12 protein-coding genes are annotated in these 15,096 nt (G+C 59.3%); 2 read left to right on the top strand and 10 right to left on the bottom strand.

The genetic code is table 11. From position 1 onward, the window contains the following. Positions 1–24: 24 nt before the first annotated feature. Positions 25–597: a flavin reductase family protein gene (locus OKF39_RS12805; RefSeq protein ID WP_288764243.1), complete on the bottom strand. Its 573-nt coding sequence runs from the start codon at positions 595–597 to the stop codon at positions 25–27. 108 nt (positions 598–705) lie between these two features. On the opposite strand from OKF39_RS12805, the gene nhoA reads away from it, so the two are divergent. Then, positions 706–1,551: an N-hydroxyarylamine O-acetyltransferase gene (gene nhoA / locus OKF39_RS12800; RefSeq protein WP_088205495.1), complete on the top strand. Its 846-nt coding sequence runs from the start codon at positions 706–708 to the stop codon at positions 1,549–1,551. Between the two features lie 79 nt (positions 1,552–1,630). Here the strand turns inward: nhoA and narI are convergent, their stop codons facing one another. The 6 genes from narI to OKF39_RS12770 all read right to left on the bottom strand — a co-directional run bounded on the left by narI (position 1,631) and on the right by OKF39_RS12770 (position 10,522). After that, the gene (narI, locus tag OKF39_RS12795) at positions 1,631–2,311 is read right to left on the bottom strand and encodes a respiratory nitrate reductase subunit gamma (RefSeq protein WP_022648214.1); all 681 of its coding nucleotides are present in this window, start codon (positions 2,309–2,311) and stop codon (positions 1,631–1,633) included. Then, positions 2,308–3,003, bottom strand: coding sequence for a nitrate reductase molybdenum cofactor assembly chaperone (gene narW, locus OKF39_RS12790; protein WP_048958314.1), 696 nt, complete (start codon positions 3,001–3,003; stop codon positions 2,308–2,310). Before narW ends, narI begins: the two co-directional genes overlap by 4 nt. Beyond that, a complete protein-coding gene (gene narH, locus OKF39_RS12785; protein WP_008501747.1) occupies positions 3,003–4,547 on the bottom strand; it encodes a nitrate reductase subunit beta in 1,545 nt (514 codons plus the stop codon). The genes narW and narH overlap by 1 nt, the downstream gene beginning before the upstream one ends. Beyond that, positions 4,544–8,284, bottom strand: a complete 3,741-nt coding sequence (locus OKF39_RS12780; RefSeq protein WP_479983010.1) for a nitrate reductase subunit alpha — start codon at positions 8,282–8,284, stop codon at positions 4,544–4,546. Before OKF39_RS12780 ends, narH begins: the two co-directional genes overlap by 4 nt. 67 nt (positions 8,285–8,351) lie before the next feature. Next, the gene (locus tag OKF39_RS12775) at positions 8,352–9,737 is read right to left on the bottom strand and encodes a NarK family nitrate/nitrite MFS transporter (protein ID WP_479983009.1); all 1,386 of its coding nucleotides are present in this window, start codon (positions 9,735–9,737) and stop codon (positions 8,352–8,354) included. A 209-nt stretch (positions 9,738–9,946) separates the two neighbouring features. Then, positions 9,947–10,522: a TetR family transcriptional regulator gene (locus OKF39_RS12770; protein ID WP_479983008.1), complete on the bottom strand. Its 576-nt coding sequence runs from the start codon at positions 10,520–10,522 to the stop codon at positions 9,947–9,949. Positions 10,523–10,639: 117 nt separating this feature from the next. On the opposite strand from OKF39_RS12770, the gene OKF39_RS12765 reads away from it, so the two are divergent. Further along, entirely contained in the window at positions 10,640–12,127 is a 1,488-nt protein-coding gene (locus OKF39_RS12765) for an MFS transporter (protein WP_063154196.1), read from the top strand. 66 nt (positions 12,128–12,193) lie between these two features. Here the strand turns inward: OKF39_RS12765 and OKF39_RS12760 are convergent, their stop codons facing one another. Genes OKF39_RS12760 through OKF39_RS12750 form a run of 3 tightly spaced genes read right to left on the bottom strand, consistent with a single transcriptional unit; the run spans position 12,194 to position 15,074 of the window. After that, positions 12,194–13,420: a Zn-dependent hydrolase gene (locus OKF39_RS12760; RefSeq protein WP_479983007.1), complete on the bottom strand. Its 1,227-nt coding sequence runs from the start codon at positions 13,418–13,420 to the stop codon at positions 12,194–12,196. After that, positions 13,417–13,899, bottom strand: a complete 483-nt coding sequence (locus OKF39_RS12755; protein ID WP_028013263.1) for an L-2-amino-thiazoline-4-carboxylic acid hydrolase — start codon at positions 13,897–13,899, stop codon at positions 13,417–13,419. Before OKF39_RS12755 ends, OKF39_RS12760 begins: the two co-directional genes overlap by 4 nt. Positions 13,900–13,916: 17 nt before the next feature. After that, positions 13,917–15,074: a branched-chain amino acid ABC transporter substrate-binding protein gene (locus OKF39_RS12750; protein ID WP_041909827.1), complete on the bottom strand. Its 1,158-nt coding sequence runs from the start codon at positions 15,072–15,074 to the stop codon at positions 13,917–13,919. Between the last annotated feature and the right edge of the window lie 22 nt (positions 15,075–15,096).

The following is a 15,096-nucleotide window of genomic DNA, read 5'->3' as shown; positions in this document are numbered from 1 at the left end:
TTCAGTAGGATATAATTTAGGAAATCAATCCAGCGCCTTCACCATCTTCCCGCTCGCCACAAACGTCCCAGCCCCTAGATGATGCAGCGTATTCAACTTATCCCCGTCAAACTGCCAGCGTCCGGCAATAAACGCGCGCTCATCGGCTGCCGCTGAAACCACTTCTCCAAACAGCGTGTCGTATTTCTCTGCCGCAGAGGTGACGGGAAGTAATCGGCACTCCATCCACGCCAGACATTTTTCTTCAATCACCGGCAGCCCGAGCTCAGGGCCGTTCACGACCGGGATCCCGTAGCAGTTGAATTTGTCCTCGTCGCGCCCGCTGACGCTTCCGACAGCATATGTCCAGTTAGCTGCCGCCACGCCGGGGATGACGATGCCAAACTTTCCGCTGCGCTCGATAAGCTCGCGTGACCAGGTACTTTTATCCACCACAATCGCGATGCGCGGCGGTTCAAACTCAACGGGCATGGACCACGCGGCGGCCATCACGTTGCGTCTGTCGAGGTTTTCATCCCGACTGGTAATAAGCACGGTAGGGCCGTGGTTCAACAGGCGGCTGGCATGACGTAATTCAACAGGGCGAAAGTGGCTCATAGGATCTCCTCATCTGTAACGATGAGTATGACGAAAAAGCACGTAAATCAAAGTGAGTGCGTAAAATTAGTTTATAAACAGAACATCACAATCAAAGGAAAATGATGTATGTCCCCCTTTCTGACTGACTATTTTGCCCGCATTGGGTGGGCGCAACCGACACGGGTTGATATCGAAACCCTGCGCGCGCTGCATTTACACCACAACTGTGCGATCCCGTTCGAAAATATTGATGTCGTCCTGCCGCGCGAAATCCATCTTGACGATCAATGTCTGGTCGACAAGCTGGTGACGGCGCGACGCGGAGGATATTGCTTCGAGCAAAACGGCCTTTTCGAGCGCGTGTTGCGTGAAGTCGGGTTTAACGTGCGCAGCGTGCTGGGGCGGGTCGTACTGGCAAATCCGTCGCAGATGCCGCCGCGCACGCACCGCCTGCTGCTGGTTGAGCTGAACGGCGAGCGCTGGATTGCCGACGTGGGGTTTGGTGGACAGACGCTGACGGCGCCGATTCGCCTGCTCGCCAACGAGGAACAGGAAACCCCGCACGGCATGTACCGTCTTCTGAGCGAGGGTAACGACTGGGTATTACAGTTCCGTCACCACGAGCACTGGCAGTCGATGTACCACTTTGACCTGACGACGCAGTATTTCAGCGATTACGTGATGGGGAACTTCTGGTCGGCGCACTGGCCGCAGTCCCATTTTCGTCATCATCTGCTGATGTGTCGCCACCTGCCGGACGGCGGCAAGCTGACGCTGACTAACTTCAACTTTACCCACTGGCAGAACGGTCACGTGGAGGAGCAGATCCATTTGCCGGATGCGGAGGCGCTGTATAAGCTGATGCAGGAGCGGTTTGGCCTTGGCGTTGATGATCCGAAGCACGGCTTTACACTGGCCGAGCTGACGGCAGTGATGGCGGGGTTTGATACGCATCCGCAGGCAGGGAAATAGCCCGGTGGCGGCTACGCCTTACCGGGCCTACGGTAGTGTGAACGTAGGTCGGGTAAGGCGAAGCCGCCACCCGACAAAATCAACGGCGCGATCTCACCACCTGATACCGACGGGTAAAATACTCAAACGGCGCGCTCCACACGTGTACCAGACGGGTGAACGGGAAGATGAGGAAGATCGTCATCCCCAGCACCAGATGCACGCGGAAGATCGGCGCGACGCCGCTCAACATCTCCGACGAACCCCCCTTAAACGTCACGATCCCCTGCGCCCAGCCGACCAGCTTCATCATCTCGCTTCCGTCAGGATATTGCGCGGAGAAAGGAATGGTCGACAGCCCGAGGATGCACTGAAGCAGCAGGATACTCATGATGATAATATCCGGCGTGGTGGACGTGGCGCGTACCCGCTGGTTGAAGAGGCGGCGGATCAGCAGCATTGACCCACCAATCAGCGTCAGTACGCCGCAAATGCCTCCCGCAATCATGGCCAGCTGCTGTTTAACCGCGACGGGTAAAAACCAGGCGTACATCCAGTGCGGGGTTAACATGCCGAACAGGTGCCCGAAGAAGATCCCCAGAATCCCGATATGAAACAGGTTAGAGGCCCAGTTCATCCCGCGCTTGCTGAGCATCTGGCTCGATGAGGCCCGCCAGGTGTATTGCCCGTAGTCGTAGCGCAGCCAGCTGCCGAGGAAAAAAACGGTAGCACAGATATACGGGTAAATATCATAGAAAAACACGTTCAGGTAGTGCGTCATTTTGGGCCTCCGGCGCTGACGTCCACGTACTGCGGCGCGACGTCCTGGCTAAAGCGTCGTTGATATTGCTGCATCGGCGAACTGTCGCACGACGTCGCGTTGTCTTCGATAAACTTCACCTGTTCCTCTTCCCACACGGCGTCCAGTGCCTGACGGGTATCATCCCGTTTTTCACCGGACACCTGCTTCGCCACGCTGTCGCTGGAAAGCCGCGTACCGGCCATCGTCAGCAGGGCGTCAAACAGCTGGTAATGCGCCACGCCGCGCTGCTTGAGGCGACCACCAATCAGCGCCAAGATCGGCGCGACATTTTGCAATCCTTCACGCGCCTCGTCGTCGGTGACGAGGCTGAGGTATTCCAGGTAGAGCGGCAGATAGTCTGGCAGCTCGCGACAGTCCAGCTCCAGCCCGGCTTTCTCATACTGGCTCATTAGATCGACCATCGCCTGACCGCGATCGCGGGACTCGGCGTGAACGTGCTCGAACAGCAGCAACGACGTTGCGCGCCCGCGTTCAAACACTTCGCACCATTCGGCCTGTTTATCCAGCAGCGGGGCGCTCAGGTGCTGCCGGGCAAACGGCAGCAGCATGGGCGCGTCCTGCTCAACCAGGGAAAGCGCCTCATCGCGGTTTTCCCACAGCAGCTCATCGGGATACTCAATCAGCAGCGCGATGATTTTAAGGATCTGCATTATTCTCCCTCCCCGTGTTCGCGCACCTCGGTGATGTTAATCGCGTCGATGCGGCTACTGTTGAAGAGGTTGAATTTGGTGTCGGAGCCGTGGCAGCCGTCGCCAAAGGTGAAGCCGCAGCCGTTTTTCTCCGGGAAGGCGTCGCGCGCCATTTCGCGGTGGCTGGTCGGGATCACGAAGCGATCTTCGTAGTTAGCGATGGCGAGATAGCGGTACATCTCCTCAACCTGCGCTTCGGTCAGGCCCACTTCCTCAATGGCGCGGGTATCGGTCACGCCTTCAACGGTCTGGGAGCGTTTATAGTGACGCATCGCCATCATGCGCTTCAGGGCGCGCAGCACCGGGCCGGTATCGCCCGCGCTGAGCATGTTTGCCAGGTACTGCACTGGAATGCGCAGGCTTTCCACGGCAGGCAGGACGCCGTCACTCTGCGGCAGGCCGCCCGCATCCGCGTAGGACTGAATCGGCGACAGCGGCGGCACGTACCAGACCATCGGCAGGGTGCGGTATTCCGGATGCAGCGGCAGGGCCAGCTTCCAGTCCATCGCCATCTTGTAGACCGGCGAACGCTGGGCGGCATCAATCACGTTCTGTGGAATGCCCTGTTTCAGCGCTTCCTCAATCACCGCCGGATCGTTCGGGTTGAGGAACACGTCACACTGGCGCTCGTACAGATCGGTTTCATGCTCGGTGCTGGCGGCCTCTTCAATACGATCCGCGTCGTAGAGCAGCACACCGAGATAACGGATGCGCCCAACGCAGGTCTCCGAACAAACGGTCGGCTGGCCGGACTCAATGCGCGGGTAGCAGAAGATGCATTTTTCTGACTTGCCGCTTTTCCAGTTGAAGTAAATTTTCTTGTACGGGCAGCCGCTGATGCACAGGCGCCAGCCGCGGCATTTATCCTGATCGATCAGCACAATGCCGTCCTCTTCGCGCTTGTAAATCGCGCCGCTCGGGCAGGTGGCCACGCAGCTCGGGTTCAGGCAGTGCTCGCACAGGCGCGGCAGATACATCATGAAGGTGTTTTCAAACTGGCCGTACATCTCCTTCTGGATCTTCTGGAAGTTGCGGTCGCGGGCGCGCTTTTCGAACTCGCCCCCCAGCAGTTCCTCCCAGTTTGGCCCCCAGACGATTTTGTCCATCCGCTTACCGTCGATCAGCGAGCGGGGGCGCGCGGTAGGGAGGTGATCCCCCTCCGGCGCGCGGTGCAGATCCTGATAGTCAAAGGTGAAGGGTTCGTAATAATCGTCAATCTGCGGCAGGACGGGGTTGGCGAAAATCTTCGACAGCACGCCCATTTTGCCGCCGAGGCGCGGCGTCAGCTTGCCGTGTATGCCGCGGATCCAGCCGCCTTGCCACTCCTCCTGATCTTCCCAGTTTTTCGGGTAGCCAATCCCCGGTTTGGTCTCCACGTTGTTAAACCACGCATACTCCATCCCTTCGCGCCCGGTCCAGACGTTCTTGCAGGTGACCGAGCAGGTATGGCAGCCGATGCATTTATCGAGATTCAGAACCATGCCAACCTGTGAGCGTATTTTCATTTTTTCGCCTCCTGTACCTGATCCCGACCTTCGCCATCCAGCCAGTTAATGTTTTTCATTTTGCGGATCATGATGAACTCGTCGCGGTTCGAGCCGACGGTGCCGTAATAGTTGAAGCTGTACGCCAGCTGGGCATAGCCGCCGATCATGTGCGTCGGTTTTGGGCAGACGCGGGTGACCGAGTTGTGGATCCCGCCGCGCCGTCCGGTCACTTCTGACCCCGGAATGTTCAGGATGCGCTCCTGGGCGTGGTACATCATGGTCATGCCTGGCGGCACGCGCTGGCTGACCACCGCGCGGGCGGTGAGGGCGCCGTTGGCGTTGAAGGCTTCGATCCAGTCGTTGTCCTCTATGCCCAGCTCGCGGGCGTCGGTTTCGCTGATCCAGACGATGGGCCCACCGCGCGACAGGGTCTGCATCAGCAGGTTTTCGCTGTAGGTGGAGTGGATGCCCCATTTCTGGTGCGGCGTCAGGAAGTTCAGCGCTTTTTCCGGGAAGCCGTTCGGCGGGATCTCGCGCATGTGGGTCACGCTGCGGGTATCAATCGGTGGGCGATAGGCCACCAGGCTCTCCCCGAAGGCGCGCATCCACGGATGATCCTGATACAGCTGCTGGCGGCCCGAAAGGGTGCGCCACGGGATCAGCTCGTGGACGTTGGTATAGCCCGCGTTATAGGAGACGTGCTCGCTCTCAAGGCCGGACCACGTCGGGCTGGAGATGATTTTGCGCGGCTGCGCCTGAATGTCGCGGAAGCGGATTTTCTCGTCTTCCTTGTTCAGCGCCAGATGGGTGTGGTCGCGCCCGGTCAGTTCCCCGAGCGCTTCCCAGGCCTTCACCGCCACCTGTCCGTTAGTTTCCGGGGCGAGGGCGAGGATCACCTCCGAGGCGTCAATGGCGGTTTCAATGCGCGGGCGGCCTTTCGCCGGGCCGTCGAGCTTGATGTAGTTCAGCTTGCCGAGGAAATCGACCTCGTTCTGCGTGTTCCACGAAATGCCTTTCCCGCCGTTGCCGAGCTTGTCCATCAGCGGGCCGAGGGCGGTAAAACGTTCGTAAGTTTCCGGGTAGTTACGCTCCACCACCGCGATGTTCGGCGCCGTTTTACCGGGGATCAGGTCACATTCCCCTTTGCGCCAGTCCTGAATATCAAACGGCTGCGACAGCTCCGCCGGGGAGTCATGCTGCAGCGGCTGGAGCACCACGTCGGTTTCTGTGCCCAGATGGCCAACGCACACCTCGGAGAAGACTTTGGCGATGCCTTTGTAGATCTCCCAGTCGCTGCGCGATTCCCACGCCGGGTCAACGGCGGCGGAAAGCGGATGAATAAACGGGTGCATGTCCGAGGTATTCATGTCGTCCTTTTCATACCAGGTGGCGGTCGGCAGGACGATATCGGAGAACAGGCAGGTGCTGGACATGCGGAAATCGAGCGTCACCAGCAGGTCGAGTTTGCCCTTGATGGCGGCGGTTTGCCACTCCACCTCTTCAGGCTTCACGTCATCCGTTGAGCCTAAATCTTCACCCTGAATGCCGCTCTCGGTGCCGAGCAGGTATTTCAGCATGTACTCGTGGCCTTTCCCGGACGAGCCGAGCAGGTTAGAGCGCCAGACGAACAGGTTGCGCGGGTGGTTCTTGCCGTTGTCCGGCTGTTCGCAGGCGAAGCGGATATCGCCCGATTTCAACGCCTGAACGGTGTACTCCTGCGGCGTCATGCCCGCCGCGTCCGCACGAGCCTTGACGTGCAGCGGGTTGAGGTTGAGCTGCGGGGCCGACGGCAGCCAGCCCATGCGCTCGGCGCGAACGTTAAAGTCGATCAGATGTCCGGTGAACTTCGACGCGTCCGCCAGCGGGGAGAGCAGCTCCTGCGCGGTGAGCTTCTCGTAGCGCCACTGGCTGGCGTGGTTGTAGAAGAACGAGGTGCTGTTCATCTGGCGCGGCGGGCGGTTCCAGTCCAGCGCGAAGGCCAGCGGCAGCCAGCCGGTTTGCGGGCGCAGCTTCTCCTGGCCGACATAGTGGGACCAGCCGCCGCCGCTCTGCCCGATGCAGCCGCAGAAGACCAGCATATTGATCATCCCGCGGTAGTTCATGTCCATGTGGTACCAGTGGTTCACCCCGGCACCCAGAATGATCATCGAGCGACCGTGCGTTTTGTGCGCAGTGTCGGCGAACTCGCGGGCAATTTTTTCGATCAGGTACGCGGGCACGCCGGTGATCTGCTCGCCCCAGGCGGGCGTGTAGGCTTTGATCTGGTCATAGCTGTCTGCGGCGTTACTGTCTTCCAGGCCGCGATCGAGACCGTAGTTAGCCAGCACCAGATCGTAAACGCTGACCACGCGTTTCTCGCTGCCGTCGGCGAGCGTCAGGGTTTTGCTCGGCACGCGGCGCGTCAGCACCGGCTCCTGCTTCACGCTGCGAAAATGCGGGTTTTCGTTGCCGCCAAAGTAGGGGAACGCGACGTCCGCCACGCTGTCGTGGGTAATCAGCAGGGAGAGGGTGAGTTCTGTTTCATGGCCCGCAGCCTGAGGCTCCAGGTTCCATTTGCCTTTTTCCCCCCAGCGGAAGCCGATCGAGCCGTTTGGCACCACCAGGTTACCGGCAATATCGAAGGCGACGGTCTTCCACTCTGGGTTATTGGCTTCCCCCAGCCCGTCGACGAGATCGGAGGCGCGCAGCATCCGGCCCGGCACCACGCGACCGTCAGCCTGCTCGTCCAGCAGCACGAGCATCGGCATGTCGGTGTAGCGGCGGCAGTAGTTAAGGAAGTAATCGCTCGGGTTATCGAGGTGGAACTCTTTGAGGATGACGTGGCCCATCGCCATGGCGAGGGCGCTGTCGGTGCCCTGTTTGGGGGCCAGCCACTGGTCGCTGAGCTTGGCGACCTCCGAGAAGTCCGGCGTAATCGCAACGGTCTTGGTGCCTTTGTAGCGCACCTCGGTAAAGAAGTGGGCGTCCGGAGTACGCGTCTGCGGCACGTTCGAGCCCCAGGCAATGATATAGCTGGAGTTGTACCAGTCGGCGGACTCCGGCACGTCGGTCTGCTCGCCCCAGGTCATCGGCGACGCCGGCGGCAGGTCGCAGTACCAGTCGTAGAAGCTCAGGCAGGTGCCGCCCAGCAGGGAAAGATAGCGCGTTCCGGCGGCGTAGGAGACCATCGACATCGCCGGAATAGGCGAAAAACCGGCCACGCGGTCCGGGCCGTAGTTTTTGATGGTCCAGACGTTAGCGGCGGCGATCAGCTGGTTCAGCTCTTTCCAGTTTGAGCGGATAAACCCGCCTTTACCCCGCGCCTTCCTGTAGCTTTGCGCCTTTTGCGGATCGTTCTGGATGGCATCCCAGGCCTGCACCGGATCGGTATGCTGCGCCAGCGCCTCGCGCCAGAGTTCAATCAGCCTGCGGCGCACCAGCGGGTACTTAAGGCGGTTGGCGCTGTAGAGGTACCAGGAGTAGCTTGCGCCTCGCGGGCAGCCGCGCGGCTCGTGATTGGGCAGGTCAGGGCGGGTGCGGGGGTAGTCGGTCTGCTGGGTTTCCCAGGTCACCAGGCCGTTTTTGACATAAATCTTCCAGCTACAGGAGCCGGTACAGTTTACCCCGTGGGTGGATCGCACAATCTTGTCGAACTGCCAGCGCTGGCGGTAGCTGTCCTCCCAGTCGCGGTTGGTGTGATACACCTGCCCGTGCCCATCGGCGAAACTGTCGCCTTTTGTTTTGAAGTAACGGAAGCGGTCCAGCAGTTTGCTCATGACATTTCTCCTGCTTCGATAGCATGGCCGGAGTGCGATGCATCACGCTCCGGCGAAGATGTAGTTTTTATTTTTTTGAGGATTTACGGCCATACACCAGCCAGGTGACCAACACGCAGACGATGTAAAACACGAGGAAGACCTTCATAGCCCCAACCGGCGAACCGGTCATTGCCAGCGATGTGCCGAACGCCTTAGGGATAAAGAACCCGCCAACGGCACCGATGGCGGAGATAAAGCCCAGCGCGGCGGCGGTCTCCGTCACCGCTTCATGCTGCGCCTGATCATCCGTGCCGCCCTGCTTTTTGACGCGGTCGAGGGTGATTTGGCGAAAGATAATCGCGATCATCTGGAAGGTCGAACCGCTGCCCAGCCCGGCGGTGAGGAACAGGCCCATAAAGACCAGGTAGAAGGCGATAAAGCTGCCGGAGCCAGAGCCGGGGAGCGTCAGGAAGATCAGGGCGCTGAAGATAGCCATAAAGACGAAGTTAATCAGCGTGACGCGCACGCCGCCCAGCCTGTCAGAGACCATCCCGCCCGCCGAACGCGCCAGCGCGCCGATCAGGGGGCCAAAGAAAGCGAGGTGCAGGATGTTCACGTCCGGGAACTGGGTTTTCGACAGCATGGCAAAGCCCGCCGAGAAGCCGATAAACGAGCCGAAGGTAGCAAGATAAAGCAGGCTCAGCAGCCAGAGGTGAAAGCGCTTCAGTACCGGCAGCTGGCTGGCGATAGAGGCTTTAGAGCTGGCGATATCGTTCATGCCAAAAAACGCCGCAAGGGTTGCCAGCAGCAGCAGCGGCGCCCAGACCCAGGCCGCATTGGCCAGCCACATCGTTGAGCCGTCCTCCTGCGGTACGCCGTGCACGCCGAGGAAGGTAAACATTGGCAGGAAAATCACCAGCGGAGCAAACAGCTGCATCACGCTGACGCCCAGATTTCCCAACCCGCCGTTGATGCCCAGCGCGCTGCCCTGTCTGGCCTTCGGGAAGAAGAAGCTGATGTTACCCATGCTGGAGGCAAAGTTGGCCCCGGCAAAACCGCAGAGCAGGGCAATCACGATAAAGACCCAGTAAGGTGTCGCGGTGTCCTGAATGGCTATCCCCAGCCAGACGCAGGGGATAATGAGGATAACGGTGCTCAATACCGTCCAGTAGCGTCCGCCAAATATTGGCACCATAAACGAGTAGGGGACGCGCAATATCGCGCCAGAGAGTGAAGGTAATGCCGTTAGCATAAAAAGCTGATCGGTGGTGAAATTAAATCCGACTTTATTCAGATTGACCGCAACGGCGCTAAATAACATCCACACGCAAAACGCTAATAGCAGGCAAGCTACAGAAATCCATAGGTTTCTTCGTGCGATATGTTTTCCTTTATTCTCCCAAAATTGCGCGTTTTCAGGTTTCCAGTTACTCAACAGATGGGGATTACTTTTATCACTTTGTTGCGACATATCGCCCTCTTGCTTACCATGTTTGAGAGAAAAATGAAGTAAAAACAAAAAGATGATTAAAGAAGTGTTATTGGTTTTTTGGGATGCTTTGGGATACATCTGAAAGGATAGATAAAAAAGCGAACCCCCGAGATTAGAATGAAAATAAGGGCTCGCTTAATGTGTTACTAATTGTAACATTTTGCATAATTTGTACTCCGGAAGGAGTATTAAAACAATTCCAGCGTGATAAGTTTGTCGAGATGTTTATTAAATGCCGCATCGTCCATTTCAGGCATATTTAATACGGTGATCCCATCCAGGCCACAAACCAGCCCTATTAAACGCCAGGCGATATTTTCCGCTCGATCGGTAAGCGTGAACGCGTGGGCATCAGCCCCGGCGCGGATAATCGCCACGGTTTCCTGATGCCACATCTCCATGGTGAGGACATAAGCCGCTTTGATCTCGGGATCACGGCTGGCAAGAATTTGGGCTTCCCGCCAAAGGCGAATGTAAGGTTCAAGGCCACCGTCTTCACTGCCGAGCATGCTATGCAACCGTTCCCGCCAGCCCGCGTTTTCACCCACCACGTCGGCATCCAGCAGCTCGCGGATCACGCGCACAAACGCCAGCGATTTTAACTCGCCTCCGGAGGCAAAGTGGTGGTGGACCTGCCCGGTCGCGACGCCCGCTTCTGCGGCAATGCGCCGTACCGTCATGGCTGCCAGCCCCTCGGCCAGCGCCACGCGCATCGCGGCCTGTAAGATCGCTTCCCGCCGCTCTTCCTTGCTCAAATAGCGCATTTTTTCTCTACTCTCAATAAGACCGAAACGAGTGTAACAAAAAGCTGGACAGTCGTTCAACTTTACGTAGGATCGGATTCTGGACATGTGTCCATGTTTAAAATGAAAAGGAAATTTATGTTTCGTCAGTGGTTAGCGTTAGTGATTATCGTGCTGGTGTACATCCCGGTGGCGATTGACGCGACGGTGCTGCACGTGGCGGCGCCGACATTGAGCATGACGCTGGGTGCCAGCGGAAACGAATTGTTGTGGATCATTGATATTTACTCGCTGGTGATGGCGGGGATGGTGCTGCCGATGGGTGCCCTGGGTGACCGCATTGGCTTTAAACGCTTGCTGATGATCGGCAGCACGCTGTTTGGCCTGTCGTCCCTGGCGGCCGCGTTTGCACCGTCGGCAGGGTGGCTGATAGCGGCGCGCGCCTCGCTGGCGATCGGTGCGGCAATGATCATTCCGGCTACGCTTGCGGGGATCCGCACGCTGTTTACCGACGCGAAAGATCGCAACATCGCGCTCGGCGTCTGGGCGGCAGTGGGTTCCGGCGGGGCGGCGTTTGGTCCGCTGATTGGCGGTATGTTGCTCGAGCATTTTTACTGGGGATCGGTGTTTTTAATCAACGTGCCGATTGTGCTGGTAGTGGTGTCGCTGGCCGCGCGTTTTGTGCCCCGTCAGCAGGGCCGACCGGAGCAGCCGCTGAATATCAGTCATGCCATCATGCTGATTGTGGCGATTTTGCTGCTGGTCTACAGTGCCAAAACCGCGCTCAAAGGCGTCCTGTCGCCGTGGCTGGTTGCCTCCGCGCTGGTGACCGGCTCGGTGCTGCTGTTTATCTTCGTGCGTATTCAGCTTCGCGCCCGCATTCCGATGATCGATATGCGCCTGTTCTGCCATCGCATCATTCTGAGCGGCGTGGTAATGGCGATGACCGCCATGATTGCCCTGGTCGGGTTTGAGCTGCTGATGGCGCAGGAGCTACAGTTTGTCCACGGCTTTACGCCGTTTGAAGCGGGTATGTTTATGCTCCCGGTGATGGTGGCAAGCGGATTCAGCGGGCCGATTGCCGGTGTGCTGGTGGGCCGCCTGGGGCTGCGCATTGTCGCTGCCGGGGGGATGGGGCTTAGCGCTGTCAGCTTCATCGGCCTGTCGATGCTTGATTTCAGCACGCAGCAGTGGCAGGCGTGGGGGCTGATGGTTCTGCTTGGCTTTAGCGCCGCAAGCGCGCTGCTGGCCTCGACCTCCGCCATTATGGCCGCCGCGCCGAAGGAGAAAGCCGCTGCCGCAGGGGCGATTGAAACCATGTCCTATGAACTGGGCGCCGGGCTGGGGATCGCCATTTTCGGTCTGCTGTTGACCCGCAGCTTCTCGGCGTCCATTGATCTTCCGCAGGGGCTGAATGCCTCGCTCGTCGATAAAGCCTCGTCATCCATTGGTGAAGCGATGAAGGTGGCGCAGGAGCTGACGCCGTCCCTCGCGGAGCCGGTGATTGAGGCGGCGAAAAGTGCGTTTATTACCTCCCACAGCGTGGCGCTGGGGAGTGCGGGCGGAATGCTGCTGTTGCTGGCAGTGGGGATCTGGTTTAGCCTGGCGAAGGTGCCGAAGCCGTAAAACACGCCCGGTGGAGCTGCGCTTACCGGGCCTACGGGCGCGGTTGTCCGAGCCGCGCCACCCGGTTTATTTTTCCTGGGCCGCGGACAGGACGCTGTGCAACAGCACGTTCGCCCCTTTCTCCGACCACTCTGGCAGGATCCTTTCCGCTTCGTTATGGCTGATGCCCTTCACGCAGGGGATAAAAATCATGCTGGCAGGGGCAATCTTGCTGACATAGCAGGTGTCGTGTCCCGCGCCGGAGACCATCGGCTTCGACGAATAGCCCAGTTCCGCCACGGCCTTCTCCGTGCGGGCCAGACATTCGGCATCAAACGCGATGGGGGCGTAGTCAAAAATGCGCTCAACGACAGCCGCCACCCCGCGCAGGCTCAGGCTTTCAGCCACCTTATGCAGCGCCGCCTCCATGGCTTCCAGTGCCGTCAGCGCCGGATGGCGAAACTCCACGCTGCAGACCACCCGAGACGGCACGACGTTGCGCGAGTTTGGCGTAACCTGCGCCATACCGATGGTCGCACGTCCGTCCGGCGCGTGCCGATAGCCAATCTCCTCCACCTTCAGCGCCAGCTCCGAGAACGCGGTCAGCGCGTCGCGTCGGCTGTGCATCGGCGTGGTGCCCGCGTGGGCGGCAAACCCGTCCAGCGTCAGGGTAAACCAGCGCTGGCCCATTGCCGCGCGGACTAACCCGATATCCAGGGCTTCATCTTCCAGAATCGGGCCCTGTTCGATGTGCAGCTCGTAGCAGGCGTGAACCGGAAACGCGCGGGCAGGGGCTTCACCCCGGTAGCCGATGCTTTCCAGCGCTTCACCCACGCTGATACCGTCGCTATCCGCGAGGGCATGGGCGTACGCTTCGCTAAATTGCCCCGTCCAGACCCCTGAAGCGAGCATGGCTGGCGCAAAGCGCGCGCCTTCTTCGTTGGTCCAGTTGACCAGCACGATGTCACGCTCCGTCTCAAGGTGATGGTCATTGAGGGTGCGCAGCAGCTCCAGCCCGGCCAGCACGCCGTAAACCCCGTCGTAGTTCCCTCCCAGCGGCTGGGTATCCACGTGCGAACCGGTCATGACCGGCGCGAGTTGCGGGTTTTTCCCGGCGCGGCGGATAAACATATTGCCCATGCTGTCGACGTCACAGGTAAAACCGGCGTCCAGCGCCCAGTCGCGCAGCAGGTTACGCGCAATACGATCTTCCTCGCTCAGTGCCAGACGGGTGACGCCACCGGCGGGCGTGCCGCCGATCTGCGCCATCATCTCAAGCGTTGACCACAGCCGTTCGGCATTGACGCGGATCATGGCTTGTCCTTACCGCTGCGGTAGCGGAAATCACAGCACGCACCGCCCTGCATAATGGTCGTGGTGCGGGTTAGCTCTACGTCCGGCGCATAGCCAACGATGAATTTCTCATCGCGCGCGCAGGAGAGCAGATGGCCGATCTCGCCCAGCCCCATCTCGTGATACATCTCCGCGTAGCGACAGCGGGTTACGTTGTAGTTGTACTGCTGGTCGTCAGCGTCGATCACCTTCACGTCCAGGGCGTTATCTTTCTCCCACAGATACTGCAGGGCGATAAAGCTCTTGATGTTCGCGCCGTTGGGTTCTTTGCTGGCAAACCCTTTACCAGCATCAATCGCGGCCTGCTCAATGGCCTCGCCAATCACCGCCTGGGCGCGGGCTTTCCCTATCTCGCGCACCAGGATTTCATAAATTGGCTTAATAATTTCAGCTTCAATTTTGCGGCGGGCGAGAATGCCCAGCTCATTATTATCACTCATCACATTGCCTCGCTGCGTTACTTCGCTTTTGCGCCGCCCAGCACGGTCTGCGGCTGCCATTTGCCGTCGACAACCTTATAGACCGTGAACGACGGCGATTTCAGGTTGCCCTCTTTATCAAACGCGATCTGTCCGGTAACGCCGGAATAGCTGATGGCGCGCAGGGCGGGCAGATAGTCTGATGGCTCAACGGAGTCTGCTTTTTCCATCGCCGCAACCAGCACGCGGGTGGCGTCATAGGCGAACGGGGCGTGCAGTTCGATATGAGTGTGGTAGCGGGCCTGGTAGGCCTGTTCGAATGCCTTTCCACCCGGCATCTGGTCAACGGGCAGGCCCGGCTCCAGCGCCACAACGCCTTCGCCTTCTTTCTGCGCCAGCTTCAGGAACGTCTGGCTGACGAATCCGCCTGCGCCCATTAGCGTGGCATTCATGCCCAGCTGTTTAATGCGGCGAGCCAGCGGTGCGGCCTGGCTGTCGACGCCGCCGAAGAAGATCAGATCGGCGTTTTTACTGCGGATGGCGGTCAGCACGGCGCTGAAATCGACCGTTTTGTCATCCACGTACTGACGGTCGACAATTTTCACGCCCTGGGCTTCCAGCGATTTAATAAACTGGTCCGCAAGCCCCTGACCGAAGGCGGTACGGTCGTCGATTACCGCAATGCGTTTGGCTTTCAGGGTGTTAACCGCGTACTGACCGGCGAGCTGGCCGCCGTCATCGTCGTGTCCCATCACGCGGAAGCTGGTATCAAAACCTTGTTGCGTATAGGCGTGACCGGTCGCGACCGGTGCCACCTGGGCGATGCCCGCATCGTGATAAACGCGGGCCGCTGGAATGCTGGTGCCGGTGTTCCAGTGGCCGACCACGCCCGCCACATCGCTGTCCACCAGACGCTGCGCGACGGCTACGGCAGTGCGCGGGTCAGACTGATCGTCTTCGGACTGCAGTTTGAAGGTGACCGCTTTGCCGCCGATGGTCGGATGCTGCTTGTTAATGTCGTCAATGGCCAGTTGCGCGCCGTTCTCCAGATCTTTCCCGATACGGGCGGACGGGCCGGTCAGCGGCCCCGCCAGGCCGATCACCACGGTTTCGCCGTCGGCGGCCCACGAGGACGTTGAGGCAAGACCGCCGAGCAGAATAGCGGCGCTGAGCGCACTGATTTTTACTGTTTTCATTGTATTTCCCTGATGTTGGCTG

The organism is Enterobacter cloacae complex sp. HYC042_NIDB, from assembly GCF_056673315.1.
Note: the sequence above shows the minus strand (reverse complement) of the source record. Positions and strands in the feature narration are given on the sequence as shown.

What these genes read in the sequence shown, in the direction of transcription:
- narW (WP_048958314.1), bottom strand. Translation starts at nt 3,003, where the DNA reads ATGCAGATCCTTAAAATCATCGCGCTGCTGATTGAGTATCCCGATGAG.
- nhoA (WP_088205495.1), top strand. Translation starts at nt 706, where the DNA reads ATGTCCCCCTTTCTGACTGACTATTTTGCCCGCATTGGGTGGGCGCAA.
- OKF39_RS12775 (WP_479983009.1), bottom strand. Translation starts at nt 9,737, where the DNA reads ATGTCGCAACAAAGTGATAAAAGTAATCCCCATCTGTTGAGTAACTGG.
- OKF39_RS12755 (WP_028013263.1), bottom strand. Translation starts at nt 13,899, where the DNA reads ATGAGTGATAATAATGAGCTGGGCATTCTCGCCCGCCGCAAAATTGAA.
- narI (WP_022648214.1), bottom strand. Translation starts at nt 2,311, where the DNA reads ATGACGCACTACCTGAACGTGTTTTTCTATGATATTTACCCGTATATC.
- narH (WP_008501747.1), bottom strand. Translation starts at nt 4,547, where the DNA reads ATGAAAATACGCTCACAGGTTGGCATGGTTCTGAATCTCGATAAATGC.
- OKF39_RS12760 (WP_479983007.1), bottom strand. Translation starts at nt 13,420, where the DNA reads ATGATCCGCGTCAATGCCGAACGGCTGTGGTCAACGCTTGAGATGATG.
- OKF39_RS12805 (WP_288764243.1), bottom strand. Translation starts at nt 597, where the DNA reads ATGAGCCACTTTCGCCCTGTTGAATTACGTCATGCCAGCCGCCTGTTG.
- OKF39_RS12770 (WP_479983008.1), bottom strand. Translation starts at nt 10,522, where the DNA reads ATGCGCTATTTGAGCAAGGAAGAGCGGCGGGAAGCGATCTTACAGGCC.
- OKF39_RS12750 (WP_041909827.1), bottom strand. Translation starts at nt 15,074, where the DNA reads ATGAAAACAGTAAAAATCAGTGCGCTCAGCGCCGCTATTCTGCTCGGC.
- OKF39_RS12765 (WP_063154196.1), top strand. Translation starts at nt 10,640, where the DNA reads ATGTTTCGTCAGTGGTTAGCGTTAGTGATTATCGTGCTGGTGTACATC.
- OKF39_RS12780 (WP_479983010.1), bottom strand. Translation starts at nt 8,284, where the DNA reads ATGAGCAAACTGCTGGACCGCTTCCGTTACTTCAAAACAAAAGGCGAC.